Source organism: Haloarcula sp. CBA1129, from assembly GCF_008729015.1.
In the GTDB taxonomy this organism is placed as follows: Archaea; Halobacteriota; Halobacteria; order Halobacteriales; family Haloarculaceae; genus Haloarcula.
The window spans coordinates 3234115-3255481 of sequence record NZ_RKSM01000001.1 but is presented as its reverse complement, the minus strand read 5'-3'; the positions used below and the strand labels follow the sequence as shown (position 1 = coordinate 3255481).

Genomic DNA, 21367 nt, shown 5'->3' with positions numbered 1-21367 from the left:
GTCTGTCCGCAATACCTATTACATGGTGGGAAGAATCATGAAGAAATGGCGTCATCCATGGTAACATACACCTCGGTTGTGCTCCCCTTGCATGGTGGCGACGTCAGGGCACCCAGTGCGGTGTTCAACCAGATATTCGAGGTGTTCCTCCTGCTGGGGACAGCTGTCGGGGTGGTCGTCGTGGCCTACACGATGTACCACGCGCTCAAGTACCGCGACGACGGGAGCACCGAGGACCCCTACGCGGACAAGGTCGAGCGCCCGCAGATGGGCGAGATGCCCACTGGCGGTTCGGGCGGTCGGAAGGTGTTCTACTCGTTCAGCATCAGCGCTATCATCGTCGTTTCGCTCATCGCTTGGACGTACTCACAACTGCTGTACATCGAGCAGGGGCCAGACATAGCACAGGAGGAGGCCCTAGAGATCGACGTTGAAGGGTACCGCTTCGGCTGGGACTTCGTATATCCGAACGGGCACACGACCAACACGCTCTACGTGCCACAGGACCGGGTGGTCAGATTACGGGTGACCTCGACGGACGTGTTCCACAACTTCGGGATACCTGAGTTACGGGTCAAAACAGATGCCGTTCCGGGTCAGCACACCTCGGCTTGGTTCACAGCCAACGAGACGGGGACCTACACCGCCAAGTGCTACGAGCTGTGTGGCAGCGGCCACTCGCTGATGACGACTGATGTGATTGTAATGCCACAGGACGAGTACGAGGACTGGTACGCAGAAACGGAGGGCACGAATGAGACGGCGACCGACGGGAACGAAACCGGCAGCGCTGACCGCCAGATTGCACCCGCCGCGGGAGGTGCCCCGGCATGAGTCAGGAGCACGACCACGGTCTGCCGCCGAAATCGTCGGTCAGCCGGTGGTTCCTCACGACCAACCACAAGGACATCGGCGTCCTGTATCTGATTACTGCGCTGTTTTTCCTCGTCTTCGGCGGCGTCCTCGCGCTCCTGTTCCGACTGGAACTCGTCACCTCCGGCGCGGACCTGCTGGGGTCGATAGGATACAATCAGGCGGTGTCGACACACGGCCTGCTGATGGTGTTCTGGTTCATCTCGCCGTTTGCCTTCGGCTTCGCGAACTACGTCGTCCCGCTACAGATCGGCGCTGACGACCTCGCCTTCCCGCGGCTGAACGCCCTGTCGTACTGGCTGTACCTGTTCTCGGGAATCCTGATGGGCGTCTCCTTCTTCCAAGGGACCACCTTCGCGGGCGGGTGGACGATGTACGCCCCGCTGAACACGCCAGCGTACATCCCCGGTGAGGGACTTGGCGCGACTTCGGTCGTGCTCGCGCTCATCATGTTCACCGCCGCGGTGACACTCGGCTCGGTGAACTTCCTGACGACGATGTACCGCATGCGCGCTGAAGGGCTCCGGATGCGGGACATCCCCATCTTCTCGCTGTCGATCAATCTTACCGTCTGGATGATGCTGTTCGCGTTCGCGGCGCTGCTTGCGGCGCTGATGATACTCGCTTCAGACCACATCCTCGGGACGACCTACTTCCAGTACTCCATCGACGGGACGACGATGGCGACCGACGCCGACAACCCGGGTGCGTCGCTGTTGTGGGCGCACCTATTCTGGTTCTTCGGCCATCCGGAGGTGTACATCGTCTTCTTCCCCGCGCTCGGCGTGATGGCCGAGTGCTTCCAGACCTTCACGGGGCGGCGGCTCGTCGGCCGGAAGTGGTTCATCATCTCGATGGTACTCGTGGCGATCCAGAGCTTCGTCGTCTGGATGCACCACATGTTCCTGACTGGCATCAACCTCCCCATCAAGACCATCTTCATGGCGACGACCATCGGGATATCCCTGCCCTTCGACCTGATGGTGTTCTCGCTCATCTACACGATGGCGAAGGGGCGGGTCCGATTCACGACGCCGTTCCTGTTCTCGCTGGGCGCGCTCATCCTGTTCATCATCGGCGGTATCACCGGCGTCTTCCTCGGCGCGATTGTGCTCGACTACCAGTTCCGGGGGACCTACTGGGTCGTCGCCCACTTCCACTACGTGATGGTCGCGGGCGCGACGGCGCTGTTCGGCGGCCTCTACTACTGGTATCCCAAGATAACGGGGAAGATGTACAACGAGACGCTGGGGAAGATACAGTTCGGCGTCTATTTCCTCGGGTTCAATCTGCTGTACTTCCCGATGTTCATCGCTTGGGAGACGCCCCGCCGGGTGTTCGTCTACCCCGAGGGCCTCCAGATCTGGCACACGATGGCGACCGTCGGCGGCTTCATCCTCGGCGCGAGCTTCCTCCTCATGTTCTACAATCTCTTCGTGAGTCTCTGGCGCGGCGAGGACGTCGGACCGAACCCTTGGGAGTACGCCACCTCCGCTGAGTGGGCCGTCTCCTCGCCGCCGCCACTGGAGAACTTCCCCGGCGTGCCGAGCTACGCCACCGGGAAACTGGAGTTCCTCGACGACGAGACAGTCACCGAGCGGACCGAGAGCACACCCGGCGCAGCGGCCCACGGCCACGCGGCGACCGACGGCGGCACCGCGACGGATGGGGGCGCGGTGACAGCGAGGGCCGCGGTGACAGCCACGGAAATGGAGCCGGCCCACGAGGTCGGCGGCGAGGAACACGCCAGCCACGCGAGTTTCTGGCCGTTCCTCGTCAGTCTCGGCGGGTTCATCACGTTCCTCGGGCTGTCGGGCGTGCGGACTGGCAGCGTGTTCTACCTGTCGATGGCAGCTGTCGGCGGGGTGGCGACGTTCAGCTCACTGTTCGGGATGACCCGCGAGCCGTTCCACGCGCCGGAGATGGCCATCGCCGAGCGGTGGCCCTTCGAGCGCGTCGAGAAGATGAAACTCGGGATGTGGACGTTCCTCGCCAGCGACATCGTCCTCTTTGGCGCGTTCATCGGCTCCTATGCCTTCGTCCGGGTCGCCTACGGCTGGACGGCGTGGCACCACGACCTCATCCCCGCCGAGCACGTGACGATGCCCGGCCTCATCAACACGTACCTGTTGCTCACGTCGAGTTTCCTCGTCGTGCTGGCGATGGTCGCGGCCGAGCGAGAGAGCAAGCGCGGGACCGTCGCCGCGCTCGTCGGGACGTTCGCGCTCGGGGTCGGCTTCCTCATCAACAAGGGACTGGAGTGGCAGCACCTGTTCCACATCGAGACGGCGGCGTTCCCGAACGGGTGGAACCTCTCGACGAACATCGCGTCGTCGACGTTCTACCTGACGACGGGACTCCACGGAGCCCACGTCACCATCGGGCTCATCATCTGTGCGTACATGGCCGTCCGGGCTTGGAACGGGGCCTATCAAGGCGATGACCGGGCCATCGAGTACTTCGGCCTGTACTGGCACTTCGTCGACATCGTCTGGCTGTTCCTGTTCCCGCTGTTTTACATCCTATAACCATGGACTGGAAAGGCTACACCGTCATCTACGTCGTACTGTTCGCGTTCGCGACCGCACAGGCCGTCGTCGAGTTCGCCGGCCTCGTCGACAGCGCCTACTGGGTCGCCTTCGCGCTCATCATGGTGCTGTCGGTCATCAAGGCTGTCGGGGTCGCCGCGTACTACCAGCACCTGCGCTGGGAACCCCGCGCAGTCACGTACCTCGTACTGGGCGGTACCGTCGCCGCGCTCGCACTGACCGGTGCGGCGGCGTACTCGATACTGTGACCGGCCAAGCAGCCTGAAAGTCAGGCCAACAACTGGAAACTAATCGCGATGAGGAAGAGCACGCCTGCGACGGTCGCGGACTCAGCGACCGCCAGCGAACGGGGATGCCCCCGTCGCGTTGCCGAGAGGTACACGCCGAACAGCAGATAGCCACTGAGACCCGCCCCGCCGGCGACAGCGACCGCCAGTCCGGCTATCGACTGGGTCTCGACGGGGCCGGAGATAGACGCGACGACGCCGATCAGGAGGCCGACGACCAGCACCGCGAACGCGGCGACCCAGATCATCGGCTGGTCAGCGTACGACTCGAACCGACCCTCGCGGTCGTCTGCCGGGGGCCGGCCGCTCGTCGACGCCCCCGGACTGTACTGGTACCAGCCGCGCCCGCGGACCATCCATGCGACCACTGCCATCACTAACACGCCCATTAGGGCCGTGCTAGCGAGGTACGCGGTTGACATGTGGTAACACTACAATACGATGCGTAATAATCGTTTGTGACTGGTGGTCTAAAAATCGGTGTTCTCACCGCTTCAGTCGTCGGCATCCGTCCGCGCCCGTCGCTGAATCGCCCGCTCGACGAACTCCTCGGGAAGTTCGTCGATTTCGCCGGCCTGAACCGCCCAGAGGTTGGCATAGAGGCCGTCGGCGGCGAGCAGGTCGTCGTGGGACCCTCGTTCGACGATGCGGCCGTCCTCGACGACGAGAATCGTATCGGCGTCTTTCACCGTCGAGAGGCGGTGCGCGATGGCGAACGTGGTCCGGTCGGCGGTCAGATCGTCGAGCGAGCGCTGGATGAGCATCTCCGTCTCCGTGTCGACATCGCTGGTCGCCTCGTCGAGAATGAGGATTTCGGGGTCTTTCAGAATCGCCCGGGCGATAGCAATGCGCTGGCGTTGGCCGCCCGAGAGCTTGACACCGCGCTCGCCGACCATCGTGTCGTAGCCGTCTGGGAGATTGCGGACGAACTGGTCGGCCTCGGCGGCCGTCGCGGCGGCGACGATCTCCTCGTCGGTGGCATCGAAGGTTCCGTAGGCGATGTTTTCGCGAACGGTGCCATAGAACAGGAACGTCTCCTGACTGACGTAGCCGATGGCGCGACGGATGCTCTGAATCTGGACGTTCTGGACGTTCTGTCCGTCGATACGGACCGCACCCGAGTCCACGTCGTACATCCGAAGCAGGAGCTTCAGGACGGTGGACTTCCCCGCGCCGGTCGGGCCGACGAGGGCGACCGTCTCGCCGCCGTCAGCCTCGAAGGAGATGTCCGAGAGCACCGGATCGTCGTCGCTGTCGTAGCCGAACGACACGTCGTCGTACTCGACTCGCCCCTCGGTCACAGCAAGCGGCGGCGCGTCCTCGGCCTCTTCGAGGCGGCCGGGCGTGTCCATCAGCCCGAACACGCGCTCGGCGGAGGCGTAGGCCCGCTGGTACATGTTGATAATCTGCCCGAACTTGGCCATCGGCCAGACGAACCGCTGGGTGTAGATGATGAAGGCGACGAACTGCCCGCGGGAGAGGCTCGCCGTCAGCGGCCCGGGTGGCTGCCCGGTGACCATCAGGCCGCCAACGATGAACGTGACGACGAAGCCGATTCCGGAGACCAGCCGGAGGCCGGGGAAAAACGTGATACGCGTCTCGATGGCGTCCCAGTTGGCATCGAGGTAGTCTTCCGACGTGTCCTCGACCCGGTCGGCCTCGTAGGGCTCTGTGTTGGCAGTTTTGATGATCTGGATGCCGCTGAGGTTGTTTTCGAGTCTCGAATTGAGCTTGCCGACCGTCGACCGTACTTCGGCGTACTTGGGCTGGATGGTCTCGATGAACCGCTTCGTGAACACGGCGATGATGGGGACCGGAAGGAGGGCGACCAGCGCCAGCTGCCAGTTCATGTAGAACAGGTACGTGGCGATGCCGACGACCATGATTATCATGCGCGAAGCGGAGTTGAGCCCGTCGTTGAGGAACTTCTCCAACCGGTTCACGTCGTTTGACAGCACCGACATCATCTCGCCGGTCTGTTTGTCAGCGAAGAAGTCCATGTTCAGCCGCTGCATCGTCTCGTACGTATCCGTGCGGACGGCGTGCTGGACGTGCTGGGCGAACTTGTTCCACCCCCAGTTCCGGCTCCAGTGGAACACGGCCCCGAAGCCGAACGACGCGGCGATGATGCCGGCTGTGAGCCATAGCTGTGGGCCTTGCCCGCTGGGAATCCAAGCGTCCGGCACCAGAAAGAGCCCGTAGTCGGCCTCCTGTAGAAAGATTGCGTCGATAGCCAGCGCCAGAAGGATCGGCGGCAGCAGGTCCAGCATCCGGGCCACGATAGAACTAAACAGGCCAACTACGAACGCCCCCCACTGCCCCCACCCGTAGTCGGTGAACAGTCGGAGCATCGGCTGGTCGACGCGTTCCCTAGCGTCCTCGAACACGTCGTCGTCCGAACCCGCGTCGAAATCCATATTATCGAATGCAGGGACCGGGCCCGCAAAAGGCCGTCGGGCTACGTGGCTTCGGACGGCAGTTCGACCCGGTCGCCGACCTCGACGCCGGTTCGGTTTGTCCACCCGCGGTTCACTTCGAGGACGTACTTGCCCCGCCCTTCATAGCCCGTCAGGCCGCTCTCGCTGGTCCCCTCCGGCGGGAGCGGCGCGTGGTGAATCGTCGTGATGGTCCCGTTTGCGTCGATGAAAATGATATCGAGCGGGAACGACATGTTCCGCATGACGTAGGTGTGTTTCCCCGCCTCGTCGTGGATGAACAGCATCCCTTCGTTGGGTCCGAGCGACGCCGTCTCGCTCAGCCCGACGTACCGCTGCTCGAACGTCTGTGCGACGCGAACCTCGACCGTCCCCAGCGGTTCCCCTCCCTCTTGTTCACGGGCCGCGATGGTCGTCTCTGGTGTCGAAGCATCCGTCTCGGGCTGTGTCGCGGCCGTCGCCGCGTCTGACCCCTCCCGGATCGTCACTGTGCCCTCCTCGTACTCACCGGTCCCGAGTACCTCGATCCAGAGACCAGTCTGGAGAACGACGGCAGCCGCGACGAGGAGGCCGACGAGTCCGAGGACAATCACAGCAGGGCGCTGCATACCCCGTGTGAAGGGCAGGCCGTGGGTAATACTGTCGGTGCCCACTGTCGACCGAGAGAGAAAGCGTTATTCCTGCCGATGGAAAACGATGGGATACGGGTCCGTGGTCTAGTTGGTTATGACGTGGCCTTTACAAGGCCGAGGCCGGTGGTTCGAATCCGCCCGGACCCATCCTGCGACGAACAGACGTGAGGAGCGGATGGTCCCTGCGGATTCGAACCCTGGAAGACGAACGCAGTGAGTCTTCCTTCGGTTCGAATCCGCCGGGAGAGTAGTGCTCTTACGAGGACGCCCCGACCCATCGATTCTATCGCGAACAATACGTGAGGAGCGGACGATCCCTATGGATTCGAGTCCAATCAGCCGCGCACGACATCGTGGCCCAGATATCAGGGCTTCTATCTCGATTGATAGTCGCCCGTAACCCATATATCCGGAGTGGTGGTACTGCATGGCATGATAGATGGTTCGACGTGTCCGGCCTGCAGCGGGCACGTTTCGACGACTAATGGCACTGAGTACGAATGCGACGACTGCGGCGAGACGTTCGACAGCGCGGACCTATTTCTCCCGTAATCGGCAGTCGAGCCTCCCGGGCGATCCCGCAGAACCTGCGCCTGCTTTCGAAATGCTTTTTTCTACCCTCGCCATCGCTTGGAGTGCACGCCGCCTTAGCTCAGACTGGGAGAGCACTCGACTGAAGATCGAGCTGTCCCCGGTTCAAATCCGGGAGGCGGCATTTTCCTGCGAACAAAGTACGCAGTGAAAACACTCCCGAGCGGATTTGGACGAGAGCAGAAAGGCACAGCGAGCCGTTCTAGGCGTGGTTCACACTCCGAGGAGCGACACACCACCTGTTTCCGATTCGCTAAAAGCGAACCACTCGTCACCTGCTGGGGGGAGAGTAATCCGAACATATTTCTACAATCAAATCAGTGACGAAACAAGATCATGGGCAGGGGTGATATTCAGTTCCATCCGGTCGTTGCAGCACTCTACGACCCCGTACAGTGGTACTTCGAGCGGTGTCAGGTCCCGGAGCATCGGGAGTATCTGACGGCTGGACTGGACGGGACGGTTCTCGAGATCGGCCTCGGAACCGGGCCGATGCTGCCGTACTACGAGTCCGAGGCCGAGGCGACGGCATCGTTCCACGCCGTCGAGCCGGACCCGGAGATGTGGCAGCGGGCAGAGGAGAAAATCGCGGACAGCACGGTCGAGATGGCGCTGGTCAGTGGCCGCGGCGAAACGTTACCTTACGGAGACAACACCTTCGACTACGTTGTCGAGTGTGGGGTGTGCTGTTCAGTGCCGGCTATCGATCCGATGCTCGCGGAGATAGCCCGAGTGCTCCGGCCCGACGGCGAGTTCCGGTTTCTGGACCACATCCGATCGGACGGGTGGGTTGGCCGGAGTCAGGACCTGTTGACGCCGCTGTGGCGCAGAATCGGCGGTAACTGTCACCTGAATCGGCGTCTTCGGCCGAGAATCAGGGCATCAGACCACCTCCAGTTGACCGAGTGTACGACGCCGACGATCGGTATCTGGCCGATTCGCGAGTTCGCTCGCGGGACCGCGACAGCGAGCGACTAGACGGCGACCACTGTGTTGTCCCGAGCAGTTCGACACAATCGCCGGAACAGGTAATTCCGTGGCGACGAGTAGCATGGGTATGACAGCGGAACCAGCACACGAGCAGATGGAGCGCCACGCGAGCCTGACAGACGAACTTGCGGACCTCAGTGCGGAGCGGGACGCCGTCGCGGCGTCAGTACAGGACTGTCTTGCCGATGCGGTTTCAGAGGCGATAGCAGAGGTGGGGACGAACGTCGGGAGTCTCGGGCAGTCCAGAGACGGCAAGCGGTTCCAGTTCGAGGCGCGACTCGACCGGGCGGCGCTGGTGGCGGCGGTGACGGAAACGTTGCCGGACGGGTTCGTCGTCTCTCACGTTAACGAAGACGGGACGCTAAGCGTGGACTGGACCGGCGACAGCACTACACCGTCGAAGCGGGAACACGGGGCCATCCTGAAGGCAATCATTGCGGAAGAAACAGAGACAGATAGCGACGGCTTCATCGAGTCTGTACCCAGCCGTGACCGCGTGCTGGCGCGGGCGGTGGAACTGGGCGTCGACGAGAGCGATGCGGCAGACCGCCTCAGTCGTTTGGCGACGCTGGACGTGGTCGATATCACCGACGAGGGAGTCTACCCCGACGAGAACTTCTCGCGATATTAGCGGGCCGGGGCGGCTGCCGGCCAACGACAGGCGACAGGAACGCAGGTGGCCGAACTCGGGTAACCGACGTTGATTACGTGGTTCGGCCAGTAGCATCAGTAGAAATGACAGTATTATCGACAGAAGACGAGGGGAAGTTCCTCATGGACACAGGGAGAACAGATCGGCATCGTGACTGAGGTTGACCCAGAGGAAAGGTCGCGTACGTCGAGCCGGACCCGGACCTCACCGAGGCCGGGATCAGGGGCTCGGGTTCGGTGACACCGACCAAGAGGCTATCGAGGTCGCTGCCGACGCCATCGGAACGATAACTGATAGTGAACTGCATGTGACTGTCGACCTGTAGTCACACTCCTGACTCAAGGCATTCGCCCGTTACAGGCGTCCACCACTTGACGATAGAGAGACTTATTCATCAGATACACGTTTAAAATCGGCAGACAGATGACCGGAAGAGAAGCATCTACTCGATTTCGATTCGGTTCGAGTCGTCGGCACCACGGTCCGCGCGCGGCAGCGTTATTTCGAGAACGCCGTTGTGGTAGGTCGCTGTGATGTCGTCGTCCAGTACCGGGCCGGGGACGGTGACTCGTTCGGCGACCCGTCGGCTGTGTCGGCGAGCGCTGTCGCTAGTCTCCGTAGCGACCGTGGTCTCGCCCTGAATGCTGAGGATGCCGCCCTCGAAGCGAACGACGAGGTCGTCCCGTTCGAAGCCCGGGAGGTCAACCATCACGGCGTACCCGTCGTCGGTTTCGTCGACGTGGAGGTTCGTGTCGATGCCGTGGCTGTGGTGGCGGCCTCGGCGTGTATCCGTGGTCGGTCGTTCAGTGCGGCGTTCCGAACCGTCGTCCATCCGGTGTCCCGAGTCGTCACCCATCCGGAGACCTAGACTGTCGTCTGTCAAGCGGCTCTGGCTGTCGTCCATCATTGTCCGTCGCGTCTGTGCGAAGAGTCGGAGCATCGCCTCGAACGGATCGTTGGTGTGTGTCATAATCACCTTATATAAGCTGTTGGCTATATTAACAGTTGCGTAACACGTGCTATCACAGAGAGACGGAAGCGCCGCACTCGGCCGGCCGGAATGCGTGATGGGATACCGTAGCGGAACTGTTTTGACAGGCGTACAGCTAGAACAGCCAGAGTGAAACCGCCGAGTACCCGGTCCGTCGGTGGCCGGGCGGCTGGATACGAAACACACCATGGCAACCGATTCCGGCACCCGAATAGACCCGTCGGCCGACGAGGTATCGAACTACGACTATCAGAACGACCGCGTCGCTCGGTCGGGCCTCGTCGACGACTTGCAGACGCGAATCGACGGCGAGGTGCGGTTCGACGAGTACTCGCGGCAGTTGTACGCGACCGATGCCAGCCTCTACGAGGTGCTGCCAATCGGCGTCGTCTATCCGCGGTCGACCGAGGACGTGGCCACTGTCATGTCCTACTGCGCCCGGCGGGAGATTCCAGTCCTGCCTCGCGGGGGCGGGACGAGCCTCGCCGGCCAGACCGTCAACGAGGCCGTCGTGCTGGACTTCTCGCGGTACATGAACGACCTCGTCGAAGCCCGACCGTCCGACCGGAGAGCGCGGGCCCAGCCGGGCATCAAACTCGGCGACCTGAACGGAGAACTGGCTGACCACGGGCTGAAATTCGCACCGGACCCCGCATGGGGCGACAAGAGCGTGCTGGGTGGTGCTATCGGGAACAACTCCACTGGGGCCCACTCCCTGCAGTACGGCAAGACCGACGCCTACATCGAGGAATGTGAGGTCGTCCTCGCGGACGGCACCGTCACCACGTTCGGCGAGGTCACCCGCGAGGAACTGCGCGACCGGGCGGACCCCGACGGTGACCTCGAAGCCCAGATTTACGCCGAAATCGAACGGATACTTGCCGAGAAGGGTGAGGCAATCGAGAGTCAGTACCCCGACCTGAAGCGCAACGTTTCGGGGTACAACCTCGACTGGGTCCTCGAAGACGCAGCGGACGGGACCGTCAACGTCGCCTCGCTGCTGGCCGGCAGCGAAGGGACGCTGGCCATCGTCACCGAGGCCGAGGTGTCGCTGGAGCCGATACCCGAGACCAAGTCGATGGCCCTGCTGGCCTACGAGGGGCTCATCGAGGCGATGGAGGACGTTGCGGACATCCTCGAACACGACCCGGCGGCCGTGGAGGTGCTCGATGACGTGCTCATCGATCTGGCCCGCGACACCGCCGAGTTCGAGGACGTGGTCGGGATGCTCCCCGACGGGACCCGGGCGGTCCTCATTGTAGAGTTCTACGCCGACGACGAGGAGACCGGGCGGCGGAAGGTCGCCGACCTGCTGGCGGACCGAACGAACGGCGTCGATTCGGTTGCTGACACGACCACGGACCGGACTGTCGTTGACGCGCCGGTGCGGGCGTTCGACGCCATGGAGGCCCACGACGAGGCGAAACGGGAGAAGTTCTGGAAGATGCGCAAGTCCGGCCTCCCCATCCTGCTCTCGCGGACGACCGACGAGAAACACGGCTCGTTCATCGAGGACACCGCTATCCCGCCGGAAAACCTCCCGGAGTACGTCGCCGACTTTCAGGATATCCTCGACGAACACGACACCTTCGCCTCGTTCTACGCCCACGCCGGCCCCGGCGTACTCCACATCCGCCCGCTCATCAACACCAAATCGGTCGAGGGCGTCGAAACAATGGAGTCCATCGCCGACGCGGTGACCGACCTCGTCGTGAAATACGGCGGGAGCGTCTCGGGCGAGCACGGCGACGGCCGCGCCCGCACGCAGTGGACCGAGAAACTCTACGGGGCGGACCTCTGGGAGACGTTTCAGGAACTCAAATCGGCGTTCGACCCCGACTGGCTGCTCAACCCCGGGCAGGTCGTCGGCGTCGACGCCGCCGAGGTCGAATCCGGCGCAAAGCCCGAGCGGGCGCGCACGGTCGATATGACCGAAAACCTCCGTTTCGACCCCGAGTACGAGTTCGACGCTGGCTTCGACCCCGCGCTGGAGTGGGACAACGACAACGGGATGCAGGGGATGGTCGAGCTCTGTCACGGCTGTGGCGGCTGTCGCGGCCCGCAGGAGACCACCGGCGGCGTGATGTGCCCGACCTACCGCGCAGCCGAGGAAGAGATCACCGCGACCCGCGGCCGGGCAAACATGCTCCGGCAGGCCATGAGCGGCGACCTGCCCGAGGACCCCACCGACGATGAGTTCATGCACGAGGTGCTTGACCTCTGTATCGGCTGCAAGGGGTGTGCGAAGGACTGCCCGAGCGAGGTCGATATGGCGAAGCTCAAAGCCGAGGTGACCCACGCTCACCATCAGGAACACGGCTCCAGCCTGCGGGACAAGATATTCGCCAACGTCGACGCGCTGGCCGGACTCGGCAGCACGTTCGCGCCGCTGTCGAACCTTGCGACCAAAGTTCCGGGCGCTCGAACCGTACTGGAGAAGGCAGTGGGCATTGCCCCCGATCGCACACTGCCGAGCTTCCAGCGGACGACGCTACAGGACTGGTTCGACGACCGCGGCCCACAGGTCCCGGCGGAGGAGGCCGAGCGGCGGGCGCTGCTGTTTCCCGACACGTACACGAACTACAGCCACCCAGAGGTGGGGAAAGCCGCCGTCCGCGTGCTCGAAGCCGCGGGTGTCCACGTCCAGCTCGCTGACCGGACCGACAGCGGGCGACCGGCCCACTCGAAGGGCTTTCTGGACCAGTCCCGAGCGACGGCGCGAGACAACGTCGACGCCCTCGCCCCCGCAGTCGAGGACGGCTGGGACGTGGTGCTGGTCGAACCAAGCGACGCCGTGATGTTCCAGTCGGACTATCTGGACCTGCTGTCGGGCGAGGACGCGGAACGGCTCGCGGCCAACGCCTACGGCGTCTGTGAGTACCTCGACACCTTCCGGCTGGACGAGGGGGCCGACTGGGATGCCGGGCGAGAGACGCTGACCTACCACGGACACTGCCACCAGAAGGCGACGAAGAAGGACCACCACGCCGTCGGCGTGCTCCGGCGGGCCGGCTACGACGTCGACCCACTTGATTCGGGCTGTTGTGGCATGGCCGGGAGTTTCGGCTACGAGGCCGAGCACTTCTCGATGAGCAAGGCCATCGGCTCGATCCTGTTCGACCAGATCGGGGAGAGCCGCGGTGACACCGTCGTCGCGCCCGGCGCGTCCTGTCGGACGCAACTGGACGACTGGGCGGAAAGCGACGGCGAGCCGCCCCATCCGGTGGAGAAACTCGACGCCGCCTTAGCTTGAGTCGGTCTCGCCCGGCTGGCGAACCGCTTGAACGATACCGACTGTCTGGCCGACCAGTGCAAGTCCGATGCCGGCGAGCAGCGCGGTTTCCATCGCCGGGAACAGCGCCCCGGCGTAGACGGCCCCACCGAGGACGCTCAGCGCCGCCCCGGCCGTGTATGCTCGCTGGCCCGTCGGAACGTGCTTCCCGGTGTAGTAGAGACCGACGCCCGGAACAACCATCCACCCCAGTATCGTCGTCGTCAGGAACGGAACCCGAAGTGGAGCGAAGAGCAAGCCGACAATGCCGCCGACGGTGAGCAGAAGCCCGACGAGCAGAATATCGCGCCAGATCCGAAGGACACCAGTGGCCATCTCGTCCCACGAGAGGACGGCGAAGGCGGCGATGAGGACGGCGGCGACGACGTGGAAGAGCAGCACTGTCCGGTCGGTGACCACGTCACGATGGGCCAGCCCCACGAGCAGCCACGCGAGCGGGATAAGGACGGTCGGCCCCTGTGCACGCAAGCGAGGAAACATACGCGTCACTGTGCCCCCCACAATCAAGAAACGTTGGTCGTGTGGGCCCCTCTCACGCCTTCGGGAGTTCGACGACGAAGTGCGCGCCGTCGAAGTCGGTGTCGAGGACGGCTGTGTCGGCTCCGTCAGCGAGGGCGATATCGCCGCCGAAGCTTTCGACGAGTGTCTGTACGAGATGGAGCCCGCCGCCGTGCGTCTCGCCCGCCCGCGGGTCGAAGATGCTGTCACGCTGGCCGTCGGGAATCCCCGGCCCGTCGTCGACAACGTGAATCTCGACGGTGTCGTCGCTCGTGCGGATCGAAACGAGCACCGACGGGCGGTTGTGCCCGTCTGCTGTCGGGCGGGTCGTGTCCGTCCCCCGTTTGTCCTCCCGCAGCGCAGACCCGTCCGTCGCGGTCCCCTCGGCGGAGAGTTCGGCCGCCGGCGTCCCGTGTTCGATAGCGTTTTCGAGGAGGTTCCGGAGAGCTGGGCGAGCAGCCTCGTTGGCGTAGACCATCGCGCTATCCGGGGCCTGAAGATCAATAGCGACTGTGTGTGTTTGTTCGAGTCGCTGTATCACCGTCTCGGCGATTGCGACGGTGTCAATCGGTTCGAAGGCCGGGTCGGGACCGAGTGTTTCCGCGACGGCCCCAGCGTTGCCGACTAGGCTATCGAGTTCGGTTACCTGTTCGTGGATCGCGTCCGCCGCAGTCTGTACGACCTCGGAGTCAGCGTTGCGCTGGATGATCGTCGCCCGGCCGTCGATAACGACCAGTCCATTGGAGATATCGTGTCGAAACAGGTCGTTGACGAACGACAGCGTGCTCGCGGTTCGGCTCGCGCGGCTGGCATCCTGACGGGCCCGAACCGCGAGCGTGCCCGCGACGAGACCCGTGACAGCGCCCGTTTCTATCGCCAGCAGGGTGACGAACACCGGCTCGGCGATTGTTCGTCCCTCCATCATGCGGATAAGGATGCTCAAACCGATGATAGCCCCGACCGCGACGCTCCCGACAACACTCCAGACGAAAACTGTCCAGATCTGCTCCCCCGGTGTCGACGACGAGACGAGCCGATAGCTGCCATATACCAGAACCAGCGGAAGCAGTCCGTCGAGGCCAAATGCGAGTGCGGGACCCCCGAGTTGTCCAAGGCGCTGTGTCTCGATACCGAGATGCCAGCCGGCGGCCATGCCCGTGAGAACGAGGCCGAAGCCAGCGAGCAGCCACGGTGCGAGACGGGCCCGCACACCTCCGTACATAGTTGCGATTCGGGTTCACGCGTCTAATTCTATTTGGTTAGCAGGCGGATAAGAGCGAACACCGGGGGCAAGCGGTGCAGAAGTCGATAGTGAACTGGGTGCGTGTTCAGCAACGTAGACTGCCATCGCGCAGTCGGTGTACGTTGAGTTACAATGGCGACTGGATGTTGCAGGCCCGCCGAAGTGTGTTGTATGCCAGTATTACACACTGCATAATCAACAGACGGCGGACCGATAGTACAGGTAGCGAGCAGATACTCGTACCGACACTGTTATCCGTGGTGCTGGCATCTGTTTGGTTGCAATGGCGAAAGGAACGGTTGATTTCTTCAACGACACTGGCGGTTACGGTTTCATCGATACTGAGGACGCGGACGAGGACGTCTTCTTCCACATGGAAGACATCGGCGGCCCGGACCTCGAGGAAGGACAGGAGCTCGAATTCGATATCGAGCAGGCGGACAAGGGTCCGCGAGCCAACAACGTGGAGCGGCTCTAACGATGGCGGAAGGCACTGTCGACTTCTTCAATGACACTGGTGGCTACGGCTTCATCGAAACCGACGATGCGGACGAAGACGTCTTCTTCCACATGGAAGACGTCGGCGGCCCTGACCTCGAAGAGGGGCAGGAAGTCGAGTTCGACATCGAGCAAGCGGACAAGGGTCCGCGAGCGACCAATCTCACGCGACTGTAAGACGGGTTCTGTCTACAGTCCAGCACTATAACCACTTGTCAGCGGTCGCGGTGTACCATCGCGTACACGACGGTTCGCTGGCATGCACATAACTCACGACGAGCGACAGTGCTCGTCGGGACACGTCACTGTTTGACCAGTGGCGACGCCGCTCGATAGACAACCTCCATCGGCAGCCCTGCCGCATCTCGCGGTGGCTCGGGCGGTAGCGTGTACAACTCCCCGTCGCCCGGTTGCGCCGTATACGCGAGAGCGACGGCGTCCAGCACATCGTGGACGGCCACCGCCGCCCCACCGGTCGCTTCGGCGGCTTTCTGGACTGTCGGCGCGGCGTCGCGGTCGTAGTGTGCGAGAATCCGCATCCGCTCAGCGTAGCCTCCAGCAGTGTGCTTCGAGAAGCTAAGCGGCTCGCCGCCAAACGCTCGGAAACAGACCTCCGGGTGGGACTCCCGAATAACAGCGGCGGCTTCGGGCAGTTCCTGCAGGAGTTCATCGACCCGGGCAATGCTGTCGCTGCGTTCGAACGCCTGCTCGGAGAGGTCGTGCCCGCTTTTGCGCTTGTGGACGCGGTTGGCTGTCGAGTAGCGCTGTTTCCGGGTCGCCTCTCGCACCGGCGGCGTCCGAACCGCCCCGCTCCGCTCACCGAGCACCGACCGAGCGAGTTCGTCACACCGGCGGTCCGGCTCGCCCGACTCCACGAGTCCAATCGGCACCCCGGCCAGAATCCGCCGAGCACGCTCCTCGTAGGCTGACCAGCACGCACCGATACTGTCGAACACCGACGCGTGGTCGAAGCCGTCGCCGGTGAACGCGACAGCGACCCAAGACTCGTCACTCCGGTCGACACCGACGTACAGCGGTTCGGCCATTATCGATACTCGGTCGGACGGGCGCAAAAGTGTATCCCGAGGTGTTCCTTGCCCAACCGGTCCCCTATCGGTCGAAACACTGACTGGCCCGACGGGCCGTTTACGACTGCCCGAACTTCGTGAGGTCCTTGAGCGGGACCAGCCGGTGTTCCATCGCCGGTTTGGTGTAGCCGGCCGATTCCTCGGAGACTCCGCTGGTGTACACCAGCATCTTCTGCTGGAGGACGTGGGGCACGCCGTCGTTGTCGCGGATGATTTCGACCGAGCGCCACGCTTCGTCTTCCATGCGTCAGAGTCACACGCTGCTGCCACCTGTCTCTTTCCCCCGAGGCGTCCGGGCCGACGAAGGTAGGCCATGCCCAAAGACCGCTCGCCCACAGGCATTTAGCCGGTGCAAGTGTGAGTCCGGATATGGACGGCGTCGTACTCGCTGCTGGCGAAGGGACGCGGATGCGACCGCTCACTGCGGACAAACCGAAAGCCATGGTCGAGGTCGCTGGAACGCCGCTATTGACACACTGTTTCGACACGCTGCTGTCTGTCGGCGTCGACCGTCTGGTCGTCGTCATCGGCTACCGCGGCGACGACATCGTGGCCCACTATGGAGAGCGATACCGGGACACACCGATAGCGTACGTCCGGCAGAACGAACAGTTGGGACTGGCTCACGCGCTCGAACAGGCTCGCTCTGCTGTCGACGGGACCTTTGTCGTGCTGAACGGCGACAACGTCTGCCGGGCGAATCTGGGTGATGCGGTCGAGCGCCACCGCGAAACCGACGCCAGCGCGACGCTGCTTGTCGAAGACGTGTCGCGGGCCGAGGCCAAGACCACCGGCGTTGTCATGACGGACGAGACGGGACGAGTGACCGGGCTCGTAGAGAAGCCGTCGGACCCGCCGTCGACGCTGGTCACGCGGGGCTTTTTCGTGTTCGAACCGGCTATCGGCCACGCCTGCGCGCTGACACAGCCCTCAGAGCGAGGCGAGTACGAACTCCCCGACGCAATCGACCTGTTGCTGAGTGCCGGTCATCGCGTCGAGGCGGTCGAACTCGACGGCTGGTGTCACAACGTCAACGAGCCGGGCGATATCGACGCGGTCGAGCGACGGCTGGACTGAGTCAGAACAGCGCAAGTGACGGGAGATACAGGAGCACACAGACGAGCGCGTTTCGGCGGTCGATGCCTCGCCGCCAGTACAGCAGTCCGAGGACGGCGAGCGAGACGACCAGCATGTAGGTCACGGACGCGACGACGGCTCCCGGGTCGGCCAGCGTGACGTCCGCGACCAGCGCGCCGATACCGAGGGAAAACACTGGGTCGGTGATGTTGCTGCCGAGCAGCGACCCGACGGAGATGCCCTCGCGACCCTCGTGGGCGGCGATGCTGGCGACAGCGATCTCCGGGGCCGTCGTTCCCAGACCGGTCAGGATGCCGACGAGATACTCGGGAATGCCCGCGACCGTCGCGATGGCGACCCCGTTGGTCACCAGTAGGTGACCGCCGACTATCACGAGCCCGATGCCCAGTGCAATCTGTGGTACCACCCGCGCCGGCGGTTCCTCGTCTCCGATGACCTCCTCGGCTATCTCCTCGCCGCCCTCGTTGGAGTAGATGTCGTGGATGAACATGAGATAGGCAAGCATCATCAACAGCCCCTCGGAGCGGGTGATACCGTCTTCCAAGGTGAGGATCATGATAATCATGGCGAGCACCATCGCGCCGCCGTAGACCAAGACGTTCCGTCGCTCTGCGGAGATAGGGGAGATGAACGCCACGATACCGATGGCGAGCGTTATCTGTGCCGTCTCGGAGCCGACGATATTTCCCACGAGTAGATCGCCGGCCCCGTATGTCGCGGCGTACACAGAGGTAGTCATCTCCGGGATCGACGTGCCGACCGAAACGACGGTGACGCCGACGAAGAAGGTGGAGACGCCGTAGTACAGGGCGAGTTCGGCCGCCGACCGCACCGTCCTGTCCGCGCCGACGAGGAGGAGCCCCAGTCCGCCCAGAAAGCCCGCGGCGTCGAGGATCGTCATGTAGCTCCAGTGACAACCCCATGGCTCAAAAGCGTTGGTCCCCCGAGACGACGACAAGCAACAGCTGTCGACGTGTGAGACAACCGAACAGCGAAGTGTGTACAGTCACATGGTCGCGTATGACACGGTCCCGCGCCGTTCGGCTGGGAGTGGTCTGCGCCGTCGCGTTCCTAGCCGGGTGCGGGGCGCTGTTCGGTGGCGGGCAGTCACCGGCCGACCCGACGATAACGCCCGCCACCGTGCCGACGGACGAGTCGGAAGCGACGGGGACGACGGGCGAGTACTGGGGGAACGTCTCCGTCGACGCCAACGGGTCAGTCGTGACACAGCCGCGGGTCCTCGAACTGCGACCGAACTGCGAACGGCCGCCGGGGCTCGTCGTCCACATTCAGGTACTGGCGCTGCAGAACAACGACCCGGCGACGAACGCCGGAATCAACACGACTTGGCAGTTCGCGTCGCCATCGAACCGAGACCTGACGGGACCGTACTCGAACTTCGTCCGGACCATCGAAAGTGGGTTCGAGCCGCTCCTGAACGCGACGGGGGTGCGGTACGGGCCACTCGACCGCGACGGCGACACCGCGACACAGCCGGTGACGGTCGTCGACGCGAACGGGACGACGACAAGCTACCGGTGGACGGTCGAAAAGCAGACAGCAGGGCCCTACGAGGGCTGCTGGATGACGGCAGGCGTCGCGCCGGCCTAGCCTTCCATCCCGCTGAAGGAGAGGCCGCCCTCGATGTAGCGCTGGGCGAACAGATACGCCAGCATGATCGGCGAGGCGAAGGAGAGCGCGAACGCGGAGAAGCGCGCCCACGGGATAGAGTACTCGTCGACCATCGCGTAGAGGCCGACCGGCAGCGTGTAGTTCTCCGTCCCGAGTAGCGTCTGGGCGACGACGAACTCCGTCCACCCGGTGAGGAAGACGAAGATGAACACCGTCGCCAGCCCGGCCGTCGACATCGGGATGATGACCTCGGTGACGACCCGCCACGGCGGCGCGCCGTCGACGACGGCGGCCTCCTCGTAGGAGACCGGGATGCCGTCCATGTAGGTCTTCAGCAGCCACGTGTTGAACGGCACGGCGGTCGCCGCGTAGTACACCGCAAGCGCCAGCTTGCTGTCGTTGATGCCGAACTGGACGTACAGCGCGTACATCCCGATGAGCAAAGCGACACCGAGACCGCCTCCGACCTGCGTCATCAGGACGTAGAGGAACAGGACCTTCCGGCGGAACAGGAACTCCCGCCGCGAGAGGGCGTAGGCCGCCGGAATGATGAGCGACATCGCGATCAGCACGGTCGGAATCGCTACCATGAGGCTGTTCCAGAGGAAGCGCTTGAACTCCGAGGGGCGGTCGACGCCGTAGTCGGAGGCATCCAGAATTTCGATCCCCGGCGTCTGGAACACGAAGGCGAGGTCGGTAAACGGGATGGCGGCGGAGATCGAGTACGACGGCACGATGAGGTCGCCGATAACCCAGATGAACGGTTTGACCGTCGGGTTCGAGGGGAGTAGTGAGAAGCTCTCGGAGGTGTACAGCGAGCTTCCGGAGCCGGAGAGCGCCGCCATCAGAATCCAGTAGATCGGAAAGAGCAGTGCCAGCACCACGAGCGTCGCCCCGATAGTCGAGAGGATGACTTTCAAGACTTCGGACGCGGGCAGTTCGCCCCGACGGACGGCCTGCACGGTGTAGGACCACTTGCGGACCGTCCGCGCGGGCATCGTCGCGAACGTCTTGATGTCGTTGCCGAGCTTTCTGGCGATTGTACTGAGCAACATCAGTCGTTCACCCCGTCGGCGAGTTTACCTTTCTTGACGTTGAGCCACATGAACGCGCCGATGAACACGAGTGCGATGATGCTGATAGCCGCACCGCGACCGTACTGCTGGAACGACAGCGCCTCGCGATAGCCATAGACGACGATGAGTTCGTTCGCTCGTGCCGGGCCGCCTTGGTTGAACACGAACGGAATGAGGAACTGCTGGAACGACGCCGCTGAGGTCAGGATAGACGCAAACAGCACGGGTCGCTTGATCGACGGGAGCGTGATGTGAGCGAAGCGAGCGAGAAAGCCCGCGCCGTCGACGACGGCCGCCTCGTGGAGTTCCTCGGGTACGTCCTGTAGCGCGCTAACGGTGATGATGACCATGAACGGATACGCCAGCCACGCTTCCGTGACGTTGTACGCGACGAAGGCGGTCCAGCGGCCCGACAGCCACGCGACGGAACTTGCTCCGAGCGCGGTCAGCAGTTGGTTCATCAGCCCGAACTCGGCGGAGCTGAAGATGCCGCGCCACACGGTGATGGTGAAAATCGGCGGCAGCCCCATCGGGAAGATGATGAGCGAGCGAAGGACGCGCTTGCCGCGGACGAGTTCGCTTGTCACGATGAGCGCGATGGCTAGGCTCGCCCCGATTTTGAGCGTGACGCTCGTAGCGACGAACAGCCATGTGACGCCGAAGGAGTTCCAGAACTGGCCGTCGGTCAGCACGTCGACGTAGTTCTCCAGCCCGACGAACAGCGCGTCGCCGAACGTGAGCACGGCGACGACGCCCTCGCCGGCGAACAGGTTGGCCGGCTCGGCGTTGGTAAAGGAGATACCCAGCAGATAGAGGACCGGGAACAGCATGAACGCCGAGAAGACGAACAGTCCCGGGAGCACTAGCAGTAACGACGCGTCGTCCCGCGTCAGAAACGGGACCGACTCGATCCGGTCCGCCGCTCGTGAAACCGTACTCATG

Annotated in this window: 21 protein-coding genes, 2 tRNA genes and 1 pseudogene; 13 read left to right on the top strand and 11 right to left on the bottom strand. The window is 63.4% G+C overall.

Annotation, left to right across the window (positions count from 1 at the left end; translation table 11 throughout):
• Positions 1-45: 45 nt before the first annotated feature.
• From coxB to Har1129_RS16515, 3 genes are read left to right on the top strand one after another with little or no spacing between them, the layout of a single operon-like run.
• A complete protein-coding gene (gene coxB, locus Har1129_RS16525; RefSeq protein ID WP_151101824.1) occupies positions 46-834 on the top strand; it encodes a cytochrome c oxidase subunit II in 789 nt (262 codons plus the stop codon).
• Positions 831-3401: a cbb3-type cytochrome c oxidase subunit I gene (locus Har1129_RS16520; RefSeq protein ID WP_151101823.1), complete on the top strand. Its 2571-nt coding sequence runs from the start codon at positions 831-833 to the stop codon at positions 3399-3401. The genes coxB and Har1129_RS16520 overlap by 4 nt, the downstream gene beginning before the upstream one ends.
• Positions 3402-3403: 2 nt before the next feature.
• A complete protein-coding gene (locus Har1129_RS16515) occupies positions 3404-3670 on the top strand; it encodes a cytochrome C oxidase subunit IV family protein (protein WP_151101822.1) in 267 nt (88 codons plus the stop codon).
• 20 nt (positions 3671-3690) lie between these two features.
• On the opposite strand, the gene Har1129_RS16510 is transcribed toward Har1129_RS16515, so the two are convergent.
• From Har1129_RS16510 to Har1129_RS16500, 3 genes are all read right to left on the bottom strand, one after another.
• On the bottom strand, positions 3691-4131 hold the full coding sequence (locus tag Har1129_RS16510) for a hypothetical protein (protein WP_151101821.1): 441 nt from the start codon (positions 4129-4131) through the stop codon (positions 3691-3693).
• A 72-nt stretch (positions 4132-4203) separates the two neighbouring features.
• On the bottom strand, positions 4204-6126 hold the full coding sequence (locus Har1129_RS16505) for an ABC transporter ATP-binding protein (protein ID WP_151101820.1): 1923 nt from the start codon (positions 6124-6126) through the stop codon (positions 4204-4206).
• 41 nt (positions 6127-6167) lie between these two features.
• Positions 6168-6752: a DUF192 domain-containing protein gene (locus tag Har1129_RS16500; protein ID WP_151101819.1), complete on the bottom strand. Its 585-nt coding sequence runs from the start codon at positions 6750-6752 to the stop codon at positions 6168-6170.
• 97 nt (positions 6753-6849) lie between these two features.
• On the opposite strand from Har1129_RS16500, the gene Har1129_RS16495 reads away from it, so the two are divergent.
• From Har1129_RS16495 to Har1129_RS21365, 5 genes and pseudogenes are all read left to right on the top strand, one after another.
• A tRNA-Val gene (locus Har1129_RS16495) sits at positions 6850-6923 on the top strand.
• Positions 6924-7417: 494 nt separating this feature from the next.
• Positions 7418-7491 (top strand) — tRNA-Phe (locus Har1129_RS16490).
• 212 nt (positions 7492-7703) lie between these two features.
• Positions 7704-8345 (top strand): class I SAM-dependent methyltransferase, encoded by a 642-nt coding sequence (locus Har1129_RS16485; RefSeq protein WP_151101818.1) that lies wholly within the window; start codon positions 7704-7706, stop codon positions 8343-8345.
• A 73-nt stretch (positions 8346-8418) separates the two neighbouring features.
• Positions 8419-8988 carry a hypothetical protein gene (locus tag Har1129_RS16480; RefSeq protein WP_151101817.1) on the top strand — a complete coding sequence of 190 codons (570 nt, stop codon included), beginning with the start codon at positions 8419-8421 and terminating at the stop codon, positions 8986-8988.
• A 104-nt stretch (positions 8989-9092) separates the two neighbouring features.
• Positions 9093-9334, top strand: a pseudogene (locus tag Har1129_RS21365) (hypothetical protein).
• 117 nt (positions 9335-9451) lie between these two features.
• On the opposite strand, the gene Har1129_RS16470 reads toward Har1129_RS21365, so the two are convergent.
• Complete coding sequence (locus Har1129_RS16470) at positions 9452-9979, bottom strand: Hsp20/alpha crystallin family protein (RefSeq protein WP_151101816.1); 528 nt, start codon at positions 9977-9979, stop codon at positions 9452-9454.
• Between the two features lie 208 nt (positions 9980-10187).
• On the opposite strand from Har1129_RS16470, the gene Har1129_RS16465 reads away from it, so the two are divergent.
• Positions 10188-13253 carry an FAD-binding and (Fe-S)-binding domain-containing protein gene (locus Har1129_RS16465; RefSeq protein WP_151101815.1) on the top strand — a complete coding sequence of 1022 codons (3066 nt, stop codon included), beginning with the start codon at positions 10188-10190 and terminating at the stop codon, positions 13251-13253.
• On the opposite strand, the gene Har1129_RS16460 is transcribed toward Har1129_RS16465, so the two are convergent.
• Both Har1129_RS16460 and Har1129_RS16455 read right to left on the bottom strand, forming a co-directional pair.
• Positions 13245-13772, bottom strand: a complete 528-nt coding sequence (locus Har1129_RS16460; RefSeq protein ID WP_151101814.1) for a hypothetical protein — start codon at positions 13770-13772, stop codon at positions 13245-13247. The two genes, Har1129_RS16465 and Har1129_RS16460, sit on opposite strands and share 9 nt — an antisense overlap.
• Before the next feature lie 52 nt (positions 13773-13824).
• Positions 13825-15012, bottom strand: coding sequence for an ATP-binding protein (locus tag Har1129_RS16455; protein ID WP_151101813.1), 1188 nt, complete (start codon positions 15010-15012; stop codon positions 13825-13827).
• A gap of 304 nt (positions 15013-15316) precedes the next feature.
• Here Har1129_RS16455 and Har1129_RS16450 point away from each other — a divergent pair, with 304 nt between their 5' ends.
• A complete protein-coding gene (locus Har1129_RS16450; RefSeq protein ID WP_137683596.1) occupies positions 15317-15511 on the top strand; it encodes a cold-shock protein in 195 nt (64 codons plus the stop codon).
• Positions 15512-15513: 2 nt separating this feature from the next.
• Positions 15514-15708 (top strand): cold-shock protein, encoded by a 195-nt coding sequence (locus tag Har1129_RS16445; RefSeq protein ID WP_004515391.1) that lies wholly within the window; start codon positions 15514-15516, stop codon positions 15706-15708.
• 125 nt (positions 15709-15833) lie between these two features.
• Here the strand turns inward: Har1129_RS16445 and Har1129_RS16440 are convergent, their stop codons facing one another.
• Together Har1129_RS16440 and Har1129_RS16435 are read right to left on the bottom strand one after the other, a co-directional pair.
• Complete coding sequence (locus tag Har1129_RS16440; protein WP_151101812.1) at positions 15834-16577, bottom strand: DUF429 domain-containing protein; 744 nt, start codon at positions 16575-16577, stop codon at positions 15834-15836.
• A gap of 100 nt (positions 16578-16677) precedes the next feature.
• A complete protein-coding gene (locus Har1129_RS16435; protein ID WP_151101811.1) occupies positions 16678-16863 on the bottom strand; it encodes a hypothetical protein in 186 nt (61 codons plus the stop codon).
• A gap of 125 nt (positions 16864-16988) precedes the next feature.
• Here Har1129_RS16435 and Har1129_RS16430 point away from each other — a divergent pair, with 125 nt between their 5' ends.
• Positions 16989-17696 (top strand): nucleotidyltransferase family protein, encoded by a 708-nt coding sequence (locus tag Har1129_RS16430; protein WP_151101810.1) that lies wholly within the window; start codon positions 16989-16991, stop codon positions 17694-17696.
• A gap of 1 nt (position 17697) precedes the next feature.
• Here Har1129_RS16430 and Har1129_RS16425 read toward each other — a convergent pair whose 3' ends face one another.
• Entirely contained in the window at positions 17698-18618 is a 921-nt protein-coding gene (locus tag Har1129_RS16425) for a sodium:calcium antiporter (protein ID WP_151101809.1), read from the bottom strand.
• Positions 18619-18737: 119 nt separating this feature from the next.
• On the opposite strand from Har1129_RS16425, the gene Har1129_RS16420 reads away from it, so the two are divergent.
• Positions 18738-19328, top strand: a complete 591-nt coding sequence (locus tag Har1129_RS16420; protein WP_151101808.1) for a DUF4864 domain-containing protein — start codon at positions 18738-18740, stop codon at positions 19326-19328.
• Here Har1129_RS16420 and Har1129_RS16415 read toward each other — a convergent pair.
• Positions 19325-20404, bottom strand: a complete 1080-nt coding sequence (locus tag Har1129_RS16415; protein WP_151101807.1) for a sugar ABC transporter permease — start codon at positions 20402-20404, stop codon at positions 19325-19327. The genes Har1129_RS16420 and Har1129_RS16415 overlap by 4 nt on opposite strands.
• Complete coding sequence (locus tag Har1129_RS16410) at positions 20404-21366, bottom strand: carbohydrate ABC transporter permease (RefSeq protein WP_151101806.1); 963 nt, start codon at positions 21364-21366, stop codon at positions 20404-20406. Before Har1129_RS16410 ends, Har1129_RS16415 begins: the two co-directional genes overlap by 1 nt.
• Between the last annotated feature and the right edge of the window lies 1 nt (position 21367).

Coding starts and splice junctions, on each gene's coding strand:
- Har1129_RS16440 (WP_151101812.1), bottom strand. CDS start 16,577: ATGGCCGAACCGCTGTACGTCGGTGTCGACCGGAGTGACGAGTCTTGG.
- Har1129_RS16425 (WP_151101809.1), bottom strand. CDS start 18,618: ATGACGATCCTCGACGCCGCGGGCTTTCTGGGCGGACTGGGGCTCCTC.
- Har1129_RS16485 (WP_151101818.1), top strand. CDS start 7,704: ATGGGCAGGGGTGATATTCAGTTCCATCCGGTCGTTGCAGCACTCTAC.
- Har1129_RS16410 (WP_151101806.1), bottom strand. CDS start 21,366: ATGAGTACGGTTTCACGAGCGGCGGACCGGATCGAGTCGGTCCCGTTT.
- Har1129_RS16460 (WP_151101814.1), bottom strand. CDS start 13,772: ATGTTTCCTCGCTTGCGTGCACAGGGGCCGACCGTCCTTATCCCGCTC.
- Har1129_RS16470 (WP_151101816.1), bottom strand. CDS start 9,979: ATGACACACACCAACGATCCGTTCGAGGCGATGCTCCGACTCTTCGCA.
- Har1129_RS16455 (WP_151101813.1), bottom strand. CDS start 15,012: ATGTACGGAGGTGTGCGGGCCCGTCTCGCACCGTGGCTGCTCGCTGGC.
- Har1129_RS16450 (WP_137683596.1), top strand. CDS start 15,317: ATGGCGAAAGGAACGGTTGATTTCTTCAACGACACTGGCGGTTACGGT.
- Har1129_RS16430 (WP_151101810.1), top strand. CDS start 16,989: ATGGACGGCGTCGTACTCGCTGCTGGCGAAGGGACGCGGATGCGACCG.
- coxB (WP_151101824.1), top strand. CDS start 46: ATGGCGTCATCCATGGTAACATACACCTCGGTTGTGCTCCCCTTGCAT.
- Har1129_RS16520 (WP_151101823.1), top strand. CDS start 831: ATGAGTCAGGAGCACGACCACGGTCTGCCGCCGAAATCGTCGGTCAGC.
- Har1129_RS16435 (WP_151101811.1), bottom strand. CDS start 16,863: ATGGAAGACGAAGCGTGGCGCTCGGTCGAAATCATCCGCGACAACGAC.
- Har1129_RS16415 (WP_151101807.1), bottom strand. CDS start 20,404: ATGTTGCTCAGTACAATCGCCAGAAAGCTCGGCAACGACATCAAGACG.
- Har1129_RS16510 (WP_151101821.1), bottom strand. CDS start 4,131: ATGTCAACCGCGTACCTCGCTAGCACGGCCCTAATGGGCGTGTTAGTG.
- Har1129_RS16445 (WP_004515391.1), top strand. CDS start 15,514: ATGGCGGAAGGCACTGTCGACTTCTTCAATGACACTGGTGGCTACGGC.
- Har1129_RS16500 (WP_151101819.1), bottom strand. CDS start 6,752: ATGCAGCGCCCTGCTGTGATTGTCCTCGGACTCGTCGGCCTCCTCGTC.
- Har1129_RS16505 (WP_151101820.1), bottom strand. CDS start 6,126: ATGGATTTCGACGCGGGTTCGGACGACGACGTGTTCGAGGACGCTAGG.
- Har1129_RS16465 (WP_151101815.1), top strand. CDS start 10,188: ATGGCAACCGATTCCGGCACCCGAATAGACCCGTCGGCCGACGAGGTA.
- Har1129_RS16480 (WP_151101817.1), top strand. CDS start 8,419: ATGGGTATGACAGCGGAACCAGCACACGAGCAGATGGAGCGCCACGCG.
- Har1129_RS16515 (WP_151101822.1), top strand. CDS start 3,404: ATGGACTGGAAAGGCTACACCGTCATCTACGTCGTACTGTTCGCGTTC.
- Har1129_RS16420 (WP_151101808.1), top strand. CDS start 18,738: ATGACACGGTCCCGCGCCGTTCGGCTGGGAGTGGTCTGCGCCGTCGCG.